This is a genomic window from Streptomyces sp. NPDC086519, assembly GCF_040686075.1.
Classification (GTDB): Bacteria; Actinomycetota; Actinomycetes; order Streptomycetales; family Streptomycetaceae; genus Streptomyces; species Streptomyces shenzhenensis.
Genome location: NZ_JBFBJL010000086.1, coordinates 20,245 through 36,204, shown reverse-complemented (window position 1 = coordinate 36,204; position 15,960 = coordinate 20,245). Strand labels below are relative to the sequence as shown.

Here is a 15,960-nt window from a genome sequence, read left to right as displayed (position 1 = left end):
CCCGGGGGCCCCGGCCCCGGCGCCCCCCCCCCCGCCCCCCGCCCGCCGCGGCGGGGCCGCCCCCGGGCGCCCGCCCCCCACGGCGCGGAAAGCGCGCGCACACCACCCACGTATTCGCTCGTACTCGCTCCCAGGGCCGGCGGCAACCACCGCCGCCGGCCGGGAACTTCGGCCGACCCGCCGCGTCCGCGGCGCCGACGGCCCGGGGCGCCGTCGATCGGCGTGAACCGCACCGACGCCCCGACGCGTTCGCTTCGACAAGCTTGGAGGACGGACTTGAGCACGCCGGAACAGGATCTCGTCAAGGCGTTGCGCGCATCGGTCAAGGAGACCGCGCGCCTCCGGCAGAAGAACGCCCAGTTGCTCGCCGCCGCCTCCGAGCCGATCGCCGTCGTGTCGATCGGCTGCCGCTTCGCGGGCGGGATCGCCGGTCCGGAGGACTTCTGGAAGGTCGTGTCCGAGGGCACGGACGTGTACACGCCGTTCCCCGACGACCGTGGCTGGGATCTCGAAGGGCTCTACGACCCCGACCCGGACACCCCCGGCACGACCTATGTGAACCAGGGCGCCTTCCTCCATGACGCGGCCCAGTTCGACGCGAGGTTCTTCGGGATCTCCCCGCAGGAGGCCCTGGCGATGGACCCCCAGCAGCGGCAGCTCCTGGAGGTGTGCTGGGAGACGCTGGAGCGGTCGGGGATCGACCCGCAGAGCCTGCGCGGCTCCGACACCGGCGTCTACGCCGGCATCGTGCACCAGGACTACGCGCCCGACCTCCCCGGAGCGGAGGACTTCCTCAGCCTGGAGCGCGCGCTCGGCAGCGCCGGCGGCGTCGCCTCCGGCCGGGTGGCCTACTGCCTCGGGCTGGAGGGCCCGGCCGTCACCGTCGACACCATGTGCTCCTCGTCGCTGGTCGCCATCCATCTGGCGTCCCAGGCGCTGCGGCGCGGCGAGTGCTCGATGGCCCTCGCCGGCGGGTCCACCGTGATGGCCACCCCGGGCGGCTTCGTCGGTTTCGCGCGCCAGCGCGGCCTGGCCTTCGACGGACGGTGCAAGTCCTTCTCCGCAGCCGCGGACGGCAGCAGTTGGGCCGAGGGCGTCGGCGTCGTCCTGCTGGAACGGCTCTCCGACGCGGAGCGCAACGGACACCGGGTCCTCGCCGTGATCCGCGGCTCGGCCGTCAACTCGGACGGAGCCTCCAACGGGCTGACCGCCCCGAACGGGCCGTCCCAGCAACGCGTCATCCGCAGCGCGCTGGCCGCCGCGGGGCTGTCCACCGACGACATCGACGCCGTCGAGGCCCACGGCACCGGGACGACCCTGGGCGACCCGATCGAGGCGCAGGCGCTCATCGCCACGTACGGACAGGGCCGCGACCCGAAACGGCCGTTGCTGCTCGGCTCGGTCAAGTCCGTCCTCGGCCACACCCAGGCCGCCTCCGGCGTGGCCGCCGTGATCAAGACCGTGCTCGCGCTGCGCCACCGCTACCTGCCCGCGACCCTGCATGTGGACAGCCCGACCCCGCAGGTCGACTGGTCCTCCGGAACCGTCGAGCTGCTCACCGAGGGGCGCGACTGGCCGGAGAGCGGCCGGCCCCGCCGGAGCGGCATCTCCGCCTTCGGCGCCAGCGGGACCAACGTCCACATGATCCTGGAGGAGGCTCCCGGCACCCTGCCGGCCGAGGCCCCCGCCGTCACGCCGGCGGAGCCCGAGCGGACGCTGCCGTTCATCGTCTCGGCCCGTACCCCGTCGGCGCTCGCGGGCCAGGCCCGGCGGCTCTGCGGCCCCGTCGACGACGGGGCCGCACTCGGTGACCTCGCCTCCGCGCTGGTGACCGGCCGGGCGCTGATGAGCCATCGGGCCGTACTCCTCGCCCGCACCCGGGACGAGCTGCGCTCCGGACTCGCGCTGCTGGCCGAGGGCCGCACCGGCACCGGCGTGGTCACCGGTGCCGCGGGCCAGACCGGGCCCGGCAAGACCGTCTTCGCGTTCCCGGGGCAGGGCACCCAGTGGGCCGGCATGGGGCGCGAAATGCTCGACGTCTCCCCGGTCTTCGCCGCCCGTGTCGCCGAATGCCAGGAGGCGTTCGAGCCGTGGGTCGACTGGTCGCTGACCGACGTGCTCCGCGGCGACGGCACCGAGCTGGAGCGCGTCGACGTCGTCCAGCCCGTGTGCTTCGCCGTGATGGTCGCCCTGGCCGAGGTCTGGACGTCCATGGGCGTGGTCCCGGACGCGGTGATCGGCCACTCCCAGGGCGAGATCGCCGCGGCCTGCGTGGCCGGCGCGCTGTCCCTCGCCGACGCCGCGCGGGTGGTGACCCTGCGCAGTCAGGCCATCGCCGAAGTGCTGCCGCGCGGCGGCGGGATGGCCTCCGTCGGGCTGCCGGTGGACGAGGTGCGCGCGCTGATCGAACCCTGGGCCGAGCGGTTGCAGGTCGCCGCGGTCAACGGCCCCTCCACGGTGGTGGTGGCCGGCGAGGGCGCGGCCTTGGACGAACTGGCCGCTCACGCGGGCGAACAGGACTTCCGGTTCCGCCGGATTCCCGTCGACTACGCCTCCCACAGCCACTACGTCGAGAGCATCAGGCCCACCCTGGAGGCCGACCTCGGCGGACTGGCGTCGTCGGCGCCGCGCATCCCCTTCTACTCCACGGTCGAGGGCAGGTGGCTCGACGAGCAGGACCGGCTCGACGCCGACTACTGGTACCGCAATCTGCGGCAGCCCGTCCTGTTCGAGCCGGCCGTCCGGGAGCTGATCGCCGAGGACCACCGGATCTTCGTCGAACTCGGCGCACACCCCGTCCTGGTGCCGGCCGTCACCGACATCGCGGAGGAACTGGACGCGGACGTCCTCGCGGTCGGCTCGACGCGCCGGGACGAGGGCGGCATGGACCGGATGCTCGCCTCGATGGCCGAGGCGTTCGTGCGCGGGGTGTCGGTCGACTGGACCACCGCCGTCCCCGACCCCGGGCCCACCCCGGTGGAACTGCCCACCTACCCGTTCGACCACCAGCGGTACTGGATCACCATGCCTGGCACCGGGGCCGGCGCCGAGTCACTGGGCCAGGCGACCAGCGACCACCCGCTCCTCGGCGCGGTGGTGGAACTGCCGCAGACCGACGGCCTGGTCTTCACCTCACGGCTGTCCCTGGCGACCCATCCCTGGCTGGCCGGGCACCGCATCCAGAACGTCGTGCTGGTGCCCGGGACCGCCTACGTCGACCTGGCCATCCGGGCCGGTGACGAGTTCGGCCACGGAGTCCTCGACGAACTCGTGATCGAGGCACCCCTGATGCTCCCCGCAGAAGGCGCCGTCCGGGTCCAGGTCGCGGTCGGCGGCACGGACGCGACGGGACGCCGCCCGGTCGAGGTGTACAGCTCCCGGGACGGGGAGGGCTGGACCCGTCACGCGGCGGGCATGCTGTCCGACTCCTACGCGGGCACCGGCGGCAGCGGATTCGACTTCGGCCAGTGGCCGCCGCCCGGCGCACGCCGCGAGGACACCGACGACTTCTACGCCCGCCTCGCCGAACGCGGATACGACTACGGGCCGGCGTTCGCCGGACTGACCGCCGTCTGGCGGCGCGGCGAGGAGATCTTCGCCGAAGCGGTGCTGCCGCCCGAACACCGAGAGGACATCGAGAAGTTCGGCATCCATCCCGCGCTCCTGGACGCCGCGCTGCACGCGAACGCCTTCCACCGGCGCGACGACGACCGCAACGTCCTTCCCTTCGCCTGGAACGGCGTCCAGCTGCACGCGGCCGGCGCCGGCGCGCTGCGCGTCAGGGTCGCGCCGTGCGGTCCGGACGCCCTCTCCTTCGACGCGGCGGACGAGACCGGGTCACTGGTCCTGACCATGCAGTCCCTGGTCTCCCTGCCCATCTCCGACCTGGGCGCCGATCCCGCCCGCCAGGCCGCCGACACGCTCTGGCAGCTCGACTGGACGCGAGTGCCGTCCACGGCCGGGCAGCAGGCGCCCAACCGGGCCGTCGTCGCCACCTCCGGTGACGTGGCGCGGATCGCGCTCGCCGAGGATCTGGGCGAGCCCATGCCCGACCTCGCCGTGCTCGACCTCACCGCGTACTCCGAATCCGACGCCGGGACCCGTACCGGGGACGATCCGCTGCCGCTGCTGTGCCAGGTGCTCGGCGTGCTCCAGGCCTGGCTGGAGGAGCCGGCCCTCGCGGCGGTGCCGCTGGTCGTGGCGACCCGGGGCGCGGTGCCGGCGCCCGGCCCGGTCACCGACCCGGGCGGCGCCGCGGTGTGGGGACTGCTGCGTGCCGCGCAGGCCGAGAACCCCGGCCGGTTCGTCCTGGTCGACCTGGAGTCCGGCGCCGACCGGGACCGGGCGATCGGGGCGGCCCTCGCGACCGGTGAACCGCAGACCGCTGTACGCGACGACGCCGTCCTCGCTCCGCGACTCGGCCGCGCCCGGTTCACCGAACCCGACGCACCCACGGGGTTCGCCGAGGACGGCACCGTGCTGATCACCGGCGGTACCGGAGTGCTCGGTGCGCTGCTGGCCCGGCACCTGGTGCACGAGCACGGGGTACGCCGGCTGGTGCTGGCGAGCCGGCGCGGCACGGCCGCCGAGGGCGCGACCGCCCTCGTGGACGAGCTGACCGGGCAGGGCGTGTCCGTCGTCGTCGCCGCATGCGACGTGTCGGACCGTGACGCCCTCGCGGAACTGCTCGCCGGCATCCCGTCCGAACACCCGCTGACCGGCGTCATCCATGCCGCCGGTGTCCTGGACGACGGCGTCATCGCCGGCCTGGACCCGCACCGCATGGCCGCCGTGTTCGCGCCGAAGGCGGCCGCGCTGCGCCTGCTGGACGAGCTGACCCGCGAGCGGCCGCCCCAGGTCTTCGCCGCGTTCTCCTCGGCCGCGAGCGTCTTCGGCTCGGCGGGCCAGGGCAACTACGCGGCGGCCAACGCCTACGTCGACGCCGTCGTCTCGGCCCGGCGGGCGGCGGGACTGCCCGCCGTGTCGCTGGCCTGGGGTCTGTGGAGCCCGGTCACCGGGATGACAGGACAGCTCGCCGACGTCGACCGCACCCGGATGAGCCGGGGCGGCGTCCGACCGATGCCGACGGCCGAGGCGCTCACCCTCTTCGACCTCGGCCTCCGTTCGGGCAACCCGCTCCTCGTGCCGATCCGGCTCGATCTCGGCGCCGTACGCGCCGAGGCAGCCGCGGACGGGATCGTTCCCCCGCTGTTCCGCGCCCTCGTGCGCCCGCCGCGGCGGACGGCCCAGGCCGCCGCCGGCGCGGAAGGAGCGCTGGCCCGCCGGCTCGCCGGGCTTTCCGACCAGGAGCGGACCGAGCTGGTGCTCGACGTCATCCGCACCGAGGTGTCGGCCGTCCTCGGTCTGGGCGAGGCCGACCCTGCCATGGACTTCGAGCGATTCGGCGACATCGGCTTCGACTCGCTGACCGCCGTCGAACTGCGCAACCGGCTGTCCGCGGCCACCGCCGTCAAACTGCCCGCCACGCTCGTCTTCGACTACCCCACGCCCGTTGCGCTCGCCCGGCACCTGCTCGAACAGCTGGCCGGAACCGTCGACGCCGCCACCCCCGTGCGCCCGGCCGCGCCGGCCGAAGCCACGGACGACGACCCCGTCGTGATCGTCGGCATGGCGTGCCGGCTGCCCGGCGGGGTCACCTCGCCCGCCGAGCTGTGGCAGCTGGTCGCCGACGGCCGGGACGGCATCTCGGAGTTCCCGGACGACCGCGGATGGAACCTCGACGGCCTCTTCGACCCCGACCCCGACCGCGTCGGCACGGCCTACACCCGGCGGGGCGGCTTCCTGCGGGACGCCGGGTACTTCGACGCCGCCCTGTTCGGGATCTCCCCGCGCGAGGCGCTGGCCATGGACCCCCAGCAGCGCCTGCTGCTGGAGACCACCTGGGAGGTGCTGGAGGGCGCGGGCATCGACCCGTCGTCGGTGCGCGGCGAACGCGTCGGCGTCTACACCGGCATGTCGATCCATGACTACCTGGGCTCACTGGCCGACGTGCCCGCCGAACTCGAGGGCTTCACCACCACCGCCACCGCCGGCAGCGTCGCCTCCGGTCGGGTGTCCTACGTGTTCGGGCTGGAGGGCCCGGCCATGACGGTGGACACCGCCTGCTCGTCGTCCCTCGTGGCCATCCACCTCGCGGCCCAGGCGCTGCGCCTGGGCGAGTGCGAACTGGCCCTCGCCGGAGGCGTCGCCGTCATGGGGTCCCCGGTCGGCGTGACCGGGTTCTCGCGCGCCCGCGGACTGGCCGCGGACGGCAGGTGCAAGGCCTTCGCCGCGGCGGCCGACGGCACCGTGCTCTCCGAGGGCGTGGGCCTCGTACTCCTGGAACGGCTGTCCGACGCCCGGCGCAACGGCCACCGTGTCCTCGCGACGATCCGCGGTTCCGCGGTGAACCAGGACGGCGCGTCCAACGGCCTCACCGCGCCGAACGGCCCGTCGCAGCAGCGGGTGATCCGCGCGGCGCTGGCCGCCGCCGGAGTCGCGCCGGACGAGGTCGACACGCTGGAGGCGCACGGCACGGGCACCACGCTCGGCGATCCGAGCGAGGCCGAGGCGATCATCGCCACCTACGGGCGGGACCGCTCGCCCGACCGGCCCCTGTGGCTGGGATCGGTCAAGTCCAACCTCGGCCACACCCAGGCCGCGGCCGGCGTGACCTCGGTGATCAAGATGGTGGCGGCCCTGACGCACGGTGTGCTGCCCGCGACCCTCTTCGTGGACGAGCCGACGCCGCACGTCGACTGGTCCGCGGGCACCGTAGCCCTGCTCACCGAGGAACGTCCCTGGCCCGACACCGGCCGGCCGCGCCGGGCCGGCATCTCCTCGTTCGGTATCAGCGGCACCAACGCGCACCTGATCCTCGAACAGGCCCCGGCCGAACCGGCCACGGCGCCCGGCACCACGGCCACGATGCCCGGCATCGCGGCCACGGCGCCCGCCATCGCGGTCACCGGATCCGAACCGTCGGACGACGGAGCCGGTGCCGTACTGCCCTTCGTCGTCTCGGCGCACAACCCGGCCGCCCTGGCAGGCCAGGCGAAGCGGCTGCGCGCGGCCGTCGCGACCGGGCTGCCCCTGTCGGCCACGGCGCGGACCCTGCTCAACGCCCGCGCCCTGCTTGCCCACCGGGCTTTCGTCGCCGTGGCGGACCGGGACACCCTCCTCGACCGGCTCGACGCGATCGCCGCCGGGGAGCCCGCCGCCGGCGCCACCACCGGGACGGTCGCGGTTGGCGCCGCCGCCTCGACCGTCTTCGTGTTCCCGGGACAGGGATCGCAGCGGCTGGGCATGGGACGCGAGCTGTACACCCGCTTCCCGGTGTACGCGGCGGCCTTCGACGAGGCCTGCGGCCGCCTGGACGACCGGCTCCTCGGCGCGGTCGGCGCATCCGTGCGGGACGTCGTCTTCGCCGAACCGGACAGCCCGCAGGCGGCGCTGCTGGATCAGACCGTCCACACCCAGGCGGCCCTGTTCGCGGTCGAGACCGCACTGTTCCGCCTGGCCGAGTCGTGGGGCATCCGCCCGCGGCTGCTGCTCGGCCACTCCATCGGCGAGATCACGGCGGCACACGTCGCCGGAATGCTCTCGCTGGACGACGCGGCGACCGTCGTCGCCGCCCGGGGCCGGCTCATGCAGGCGCTGCCCGCCGGCGGCGCCATGGTCGCCGTGGCCGCCACCGAGGACGACGTCCGCCCCTTCCTCGGTGCAGGCGTCGACATCGCCGCCGTGAACCAGCCCTCCTCGGTGGTGCTCTCCGGCGACGAGGACGCGGTGCTCGCCGCAGCCGACGCGCTGCGCGCGCAGGGCCGCAAGGCCAAGCGGCTCCAGGTCTCGCACGCCTTCCACTCCGCCCGGATGGACCCGATGCTCGCCGAGTTCCGCGCGGCGATCGCCGACGTCACCTGGCAGCCGGCCCGAATCCGCATCGTCGCCCACCAGGACGGCGACATGACCAGCACCGACTACTGGGTCGAGCATGTACGCCGCACCGTGCGCTTCGCCGACGGCATGGCCGCCGCCCTCGACCAGGGCGGAAGGCTGTTCGTGGAGATGGGGCCGGGCGCGGCACTGACCGCGCCGATGCTGGAGACGGCCGCGGCCTCGGGCGCCGAGGCGGTGTGCACGCCGATGCTGCGCGACGGACACGACGAGGCACAGACCGCGATCGGCGCGCTCGCCGAGCTGTTCGTACGGGGCGTACCGGCCGACTGGCAGGCGCTGCTCCCGGCCGGCGCATCCGCCGTCGAGCTGCCGACGTACGCCTTCGACCGCACGCACTACTGGGTGAAGACGGCCGGCGGACGCACCGACGCGGCCGGCCTCGGGCAGGTGGCCGCCGACCACCCGCTGCTGTCCGCCATCGTCCCCGTGCCGGACACCGGCGGGTTCGTCGGAACCGCCCGGCTGTCGTCGGCCACCCACCCGTGGCTGGACGGGCACCGGGTGCACGGGGCCACCGTGGTGAGCACCGCGGCGCTCCTCGACCTGGCCGTCCGGGCCGGCGACGAGGTCGGCTGCGGGGTGGTGGCGCGCCTCGCCGTCGAGACCCCGCTCGTCGTTCCGCCGAACGCCGGGGTACGGCTGGAGATCGCCGTGGGTGCGGCCGACGAGCAGGGCTGCCGTCCGGTCACCGTCCACGGTGCCCAGGAAGGTTCCGGCACCTGGGTCCGGCACGCCTCCGGCGAACTGTCCGCGCGCACGCCGGCCGCCCCCGACCCGGCGCCGCAGGCGTGGCCGCCGGCCGGGGCCGAGCCGGTCGAGACGCCGGAGGAGATCCCCGGGCTGCTGGGCATGTGGCGCCGGGGCGAGGAGACGTACGCGGAGGTCGCTCTCACCGACGACGGCACCGGCCCGGACGACGCTCCGGAGTTCGGCCTCGATCCGGCCCTGCTGGACGCGGTGACGCGGGCGGTGACGGGCGGCTCGACGGCCGCCACGGTGTGGGAGGAGGCCGTGCTGCACGCGAGCGGCGCGCGCCGCCTGCGCGCCCGGCTGACCCCGCTCGGCGACGACCGGTGGACCCTGGAGGCGACCGACGGGTCCGGGATCGCGGTCCTGTCCGCCCGGTCCTGGACGGCGGCGCCGATCCGGCCGGAGGACCTGGGCGCAGGCGCTGCCGCGGACGCGATGTACCGAGTCGTCTGGACCGCCACGGAACCGTCCGCGGCACCCCCCGGGCAGAGCGCGACGGCTCCGGTGGCGAGCCCCCTGGACGTGACGGCGTTCGCAGCGCGGACCACCGCACCGGCTCCCGGACCCACGCAGACCGCCGAAGAGGCGACCGGGCACGACGAAGCGCAGCACAGCCCGCCGGCTGCCGCGGTGCTGGAGGTCGCTGCCGGCCTCGACGCGCAGCCGCTGCTCGCGCACGTGCTCGCCGTGCTCCAGGCCTGGCAGCGCGAGGCTCCCGCCGACGCCCGGCTCGTCGTCGTGACCCGGGGCGCCGCGCCCGCCGGCCCGCTCACCACCGTCGACGCCCCCTCGGCCGCCGTCTGGGGCCTGGTCCGCGCCGCCCAGGCCGAGATGCCGGGCCGGATACTGCTGCTCGACCTCGATCCCGGTGCGGACACCGAGGCGGCGGTCGCGACGGTGCTGGCCACCGGGGAACCGCAGACGGCGGTGCGCGGCACCACCCTTCTGGTACCCCGCCTGGCGCCCGCCGGGCCGCTCGCGGAGCCGAGTGCCGGGCAGCCCGCGCTGGACCCCGACGGCACGGTCCTGGTCACCGGCGGCACCGGCTCGCTCGGCGCCCTGGTGGCCCGCCACCTGGTCCGCGCCCGGGGCGCCCGGCACCTGCTGCTGGCCGGCCGGCACGGACCGGCGGCCGAAGGCGCCGAGGAACTCGTGGCCGAACTGTCCCAGCTGGGCGCCGCGGTGACCGTGGCCGCCTGCGACGTCTCGGACCGCGCCGCCGTGGCCGCGCTCCTCGCCGGCATCCCCACCGCCCATCCGCTCACCGCCGTCGTGCACACCGCCGGCGTCCTCGACGACGGTCTGCTCGGTGCGATGGACTCGGCCCGCCTCGCCGCGGTCCTCGGTCCGAAGGCCGAGGGCGCGCGGCACCTGGACGAGCTGACCCGGGACTGCGATCTCGCCGCGTTCGTGGCGTTCTCCTCGGCCGCCGGCCTGCTCGGCTCCGCCGGACAGGCCAACTACGCCGCGGCCAACGCCTACCTGGACGGGCTCATGACGGCGCGCCGCGCGGCCGGCCGGCCGGGGGTGGCCCTGTCCTGGGGCCTGTGGGACCAGAGCGGCGGTATGACCGGGCATCTGGACGCCACGGACCGGGCCCGGATGCGCCGCGGCGGCGTGCTGCCGCTGCGACCGGAGGAAGGGCTCGCCCTGTTCGACGCCGCCCTCGACGGCGGCGAGGCACACCTGGTGCCGATCAGACTGGATCTCGCCGCCGCCCGCGCCGACGCGGCCGCCGGCGGTCCGGTCCAGCCGCTGCTGCGGCAACTCGTCAGGGCGCGCCGGCGCGCCGAAGGCACGGCCGCCATGACCGATCTGCTCGCCGCGCTTGCCGGCCGGTCCCCGGCCGAACAGGAGACGCGGCTGCTGACCCTGGTCCGCTCCCGCGCCGCCCTCGTCCTGGGCCACAGCTCCGCCGACGACATCGAGCCGGACACCGCCTTCCAGGGAGTCGGCATGGACTCGCTCGGCGGGGTGGAACTGCGCAACCGCCTGGCCGCCGCGACCGGACTGACCCTGCCCGCCACCCTGGTCTACGACTACCCGACTCCCCGGCAGCTGGCCGGGTTCCTGCGCGACGAGCTGGCCGGCACCGCCACGCCCGCCGAGGCGACGCCGGTAGTGGCCGCCGGAGCGCACGACGACATCGCCGTCGTGGGACTCGGCTGCCGGCTGGCGGGCGGGGTACGGGGACCGGACGACCTGTGGGAGCTGCTGATCCGCCGTGGGGAGGGACGATCGCCGTTCCCGACCGACCGCGGCTGGGACCTGTCCACCGTCCCGGTGGAGGCCGGCAGCTTCCTGGCGGACGCCGCGGAGTTCGACGCCGGATTCTTCGGCATCTCCCCGCGCGAGGCGACGGCGATGGACCCGCAGCAGCGGCTGCTGCTGGAGGTCGTGTGGGAGGCCCTGGAGGACGGTGGCCTGGACCCGGCCGCCCTGCGCGGGACCGACGTGGGCGTGTTCGTCGGTGTGATGGGCCAGGGCTACGGCATGTTCGGCGGCGACGCGCAGTCCGACGGCCTGCGCGGCACCGGCGGGGCGGTCTCCGTGGTCTCCGGCCGGGTGTCCTACGTGTACGGCTTCACCGGCCCCGCCGTGTCCGTGGACACCGCCTGCTCCTCCTCCCTGGTGGCGATGCACCTGGCCATGCAGGCGCTGCGCAACGGCGAGTGCTCGCTGGCCGTGGTCGGCGGCGTCACCGTGATGGCCACGCCGGGCGCCTACGTCGAGTTCGCCAAGAACGGCGGGCTCGCGGCCGACGGCCGCTGCAAGGCGTTCGCCGCCTCAGCCGACGGCACCGGCAACGGCGAGGGCGTCGGCGTGGTGCTGCTGGAACGCCTGGCCGACGCCCACGCCCACGGACACAGTGTCAGCGCCGTGGTACGCGGTTCCGCCATCAGCCAGGACGGCGCCTCCAACGGGCTCACCGCGCCCAACGGGCCGGCACAGCAACGGGTGATCCGGCGCGCGCTCGCGGTCGCCGGGGTGGCGCCCGCCGACGTGGACGTCGTGGAAGCGCACGGCACGGGCACCCGGCTGGGCGACCCGATCGAGGCCCAGGCGCTGCTGGCCACCTACGGCCGGCGCGACCCCGAGCAGCCGCTGTGGCTCGGCTCGGTGAAGTCCAACATCGGGCACACCCAGGCCGCCGCGGGCGTGGCGAGCGTGATCAAGATGGTGCTGGCGCTGCGCCACCAGGCGCTGCCGGCCACCCTGCACGTGGACGCCCCCACGCCCGAGGTGGACTGGTCCAGCGGCACGATCCGGCTGCTGACCGACGCCCGGCCGTGGCCGTCCCGGCCCGGCCGCACCCGCCGTGCGGGGGTGTCCGCGTTCGGCCTCAGCGGCACCAACGCCCACCTCATCCTGGAGGAGCCGCCGCAGCGAGCGGTCGAGCCGGTGGAGAACCCCGCCGACGACACCCCGCTGCCCTTCGTCCTGACGGCCGGGAGCCCGGCCCGGCTCGCCGCGCTCGCGGACCGGCTGGCCGACTTCGCCGAGCGCGGCACCGCGCCCCTGCCCGCGCTGGCCACCGCTCTGGTCCACGGACGTACCCGGCACCAGACCCGGACCACGGTGATCGCGGCCAACCGCGCCGAACTGGTCGACGGGCTGCGGGCGTTGGCCGCCGGTGGCACCGACCGGGCACCGGCCGGCGGATCGCCCGCCCCGGGCACCCGGACGGTGTTCCTCTTTCCGGGCCAGGGCGGCCACTGGGTCGGCATGGGCCGCGAACTGATGGACCACTCGCCCGACTTCCGGGCCTGGGTGCGGCGATGCGACACGCTGCTCGCCGAGTACGACCTCGACTGGACGCTGGAGCAGGCGCTCGGCGGCGAGAACGATCTGTCCCGGGTGGACGTGATCCAGCCCGCCTCGTTCGTCATGATGACCGGCCTGGCCCAGCTCTGGGCGTCCGCCGGTGTGGTGCCGGACGTGGTGCTCGGCGCGTCCCAGGGCGAGATCGCCGCGGCATGCGTCGCGGGCCTGCTGTCGGTGCCGGACGCGCTGCGCGCGATCGTGCTGCGCTCCCGGATGGCCGCGGCGCTCCCGTCCACCGGCGGGATGCTCGTGGTCGGCGTGAGCCGCGCCCGGATGACGGAGATGCTCGCCGACTACCGGGGCCGGGTGGAGATCGCCGCGGTGAACGGTCCGGCGACCGTGGCCGTCTCCGGCGAACGCGCCGCCATTGAGGAACTGGCCGCCGCCGCGGCCGACCAGCAGCTCTGGTTCCGCAGGATCCGGGCGGACTACGCCTCCCACTCGTTCCTCGTCGACGAACTCCGAGAGCCGATGCTGGCCGCCCTGGACGGGATCGGGGCACGGCCGGCACAGGGGCTCGTCCCGGGCTGCCGGTTCTACTCCACCGTCGACGGCCGCTGGATCGGCCCCGACGAACTCCTGGACGCCGACTACTGGTTCCGCAACCTGCGCCGGCCGGTCGAACTGGACGCCGCCGTCCGCGCGGTGAGCGCCGACGCGCGCGCCGTGGTCGAGGTCTCCGCCCATCCCGGGCTGGTCCCGTCCCTCCTCGACATCATCCAGGACACCGGCCGGACCACGCCGGTGCTCGCCACCCTGCGGCGCGGCGAGGGCGGCCGGGAGCGGTTGACGACCGCCTTCGCGGAGGCCTTCGCCGCCGGCCTGCCGGTCTCCTGGGCGACGGCCCTCCCCACCGGACAGGCCGGCTGGCGGGAGCTCTGCCGTGAACTGCCGACCTATCCGTTCGACCACCGGCGCTACTGGCTGCGGAGCTCGCGGACCACCGACACCGGCGCTCTCGGCCTGGCCCGCACCGAGCACCCGCTGCTCGCCACGATGGTCGAACTGCCCGGCTCGGACGGGTTGATGGCCGTCTCGCGGCTCTCGGCCCACGATCAGCCCTGGCTCACCGCCGGTACCGACGGCGGTCCGGTCGAGGTGCCCGGCTCGCTCTGGGCCGAGCTGGCCATCCGGGTCGGGGACGAGGTCGACTGCGGCGACCTGGAGGAGCTGGAGCTGACGGCGCCCCTGGTCCTGGGCCCCGGGGACGCGGCGCGGCTGCAGATCTGCGTCGACGGCGCCGACGCCGCCGGCCGCCGTCCGGTGACCGTGCGGTCGGCGCCCGCGACAGCGGACCGGGACCGACCCGTGTGGACCCTGCACGCACAGGGCGTGCTGTCTCCCACCGCCACCGCCACCGCGCACGAGCCGGACCCGGCCCCCTGGCCGCCGGCCGGCGCCGAACCGGTCGGCCTCGATGAACTGCCCGTGGCGACCGGCGCCACCGTGCCGCCGGCCCTGCGCGCGCTGTGGCGGCGCGGCGAGGACGTCTACGCCGACGTGGCCGTACCCGCCGACCAGACCGACGCCGCCGGCCGCTTCGGCGTCCACCCGCTGCTGCTGGAGGCAGCGGCGCACGCGGCGGGCTTCCCGGCGGGCCACGTCCCGTCGGCCTGGCGGCAGGTCGTGCTGCATGCGTCCGGCGCCTCGGCGCTGCGCGTCCGGCTGCGGCGGACCGGCGACGGAGTCAGCCTGGAGGCGGCCGACCACACGGGCCTGCCGGTGCTCACCGCGGCCCGTATCACGGCCGGGCCGACGACCGCCGCACCGGCGGGACGGGGCGGCCGTGCCCTGCGGACCGAGTGGGTCCTGCTCGACGGCGGGCGGCCGGGTACCGCCGTCGAGATCGTCACCGTCGACAGCGACGACGCCGTGTACCAACTCGCCGCAGACCCGTCGGCCCTGGGAGCGGCCGCGGCCGCCGTGTTCGACGTCGGCGCCGGCCGGGAGCCCGAGGACGCCTGCCGTCGGGCGCTCGCCGTCGCACAGGCGTGGCTGGACGAGCCGGACCTGGAGGGCCGGGTCCTGGTGGTGCGTACCCGGGCCGCGGTGCCGGCCGGTCCCCAGGGCACCGATGCGGCGGCGCCCGACCCGGCCGCGGCGGCGGTCTGGGAGATGGTCGCCGCGATCCAGGCCGAGTACCCGGGACGGTTCGTGCTGCTCGACGACTCACCGGAAGACCCCGGCACCGCACCCGCGGACCGCGGTGCGGCAAGCCTGGGCCGGGTGCTGGCCGCGGCCGTACCGCAGGCCGCCGTGCGCGCCGGGCGGGTGCACGTCCCGCGGCTGGTACCGGTCGGCGCGACGGGCGCCATGGCCCCGGCCCTCGACCCGGACGGCACCGTCCTGGTCGTCGGCGGCACCGGCACGGCCGGCGCCCGGGTGGCCCGGCACCTGGTCGCCGAGCACGGGGTGCGCCACCTCGTCCTCGCCGGCCGGGGCGGACCCGGCACCGAGGGCGCCGCGGCGCCGGCCGCCGACCTCACCGCACTCGGCGCGTCGGTGACCGTTCGGGCCTGCGACGTCGCCGACCGGGACGCCCTGCGACGGCTGCTGGACGGCATCCCGGACGAGCACCCGCTCACCGGCGTGGTGCACGCCGCGGGGCTGCCCGACGACACCCGGCTCGCGGAGCTGGACGCAGACCGGCTCACCGAGGTGATCGCCGCGCGCACCGAGTCGCTGCGCCACCTCGCCGACCTCACCGCCGACGACCGCCTCGCCCTGTTCCTGGTGGTCACCTCGGCAACGGCCCTGCTGGGGCCGGTGCATCATCCGGCGAACGCCGCGGCCGACGGCTTCGCGCGGGCGGTCGTGGCCCGCCGCCGGACGGCCGGGCTGGCCGGCAGTGCCCCGGTGCTGCTGCCCGCCCCGGCCGGCAGTGCCCCGGTGCTGCTGCCCGCCCCGGCCGGGACCGGGACCGGCGGCGCGCCCGACCCGGACGTGGCGCTGTCGGCGGTGTCCGAGGCGCTGCGCTCCGGCGAGCCGTTCCCGGTGCCCGGCCGGCCCGAACTGTGGGCCGCTCCGGCGGCCGGCCGTCCCGTGCCGCCGCTGCTGCGCGGACTGGTCCGGTCACGCCGGCGGTCGGCTGCCCACACGGCGCAAGCCGCCGCGGGCGCCGAGAACGGGTGGACGGACCAGCTGGCCGGGCAGAGCCCCGACGAGCGGGAGCGGACCGTACTGGACCTGGTGCGGGCGCAGTTGACCGAGGTGCTCGAACTGGACCCGGCCGAACCGGTCGACGCGCAGCGCGGGTTCTTCGAGCTGGGCCTGGACTCGCTGCTGGCGATCGAGCTGTCCCGGCGGCTCGGCGGCCGTACCGGTGCCCCGCTGACCCCCGCGGCCGTCTTCGGCCACCCGACGCCGGCCGCGCTCACCGGCTACCTGCTGGCACGCCTGGACGGCGCGACGGCCGATGCCTGACGG

Annotated in this window: 1 protein-coding gene; it reads left to right on the top strand. The window is 75.8% G+C overall.

Annotation, left to right across the window (positions count from 1 at the left end):
• The first annotated feature begins 276 nt into the window (after nucleotides 1-276).
• Nucleotides 277-15,957, top strand: coding sequence for an SDR family NAD(P)-dependent oxidoreductase (locus tag AB0P24_RS43090; RefSeq protein ID WP_365804075.1), 15,681 nt, complete (start codon nucleotides 277-279; stop codon nucleotides 15,955-15,957).
• Nucleotides 15,958-15,960: the final 3 nt, after the last annotated feature.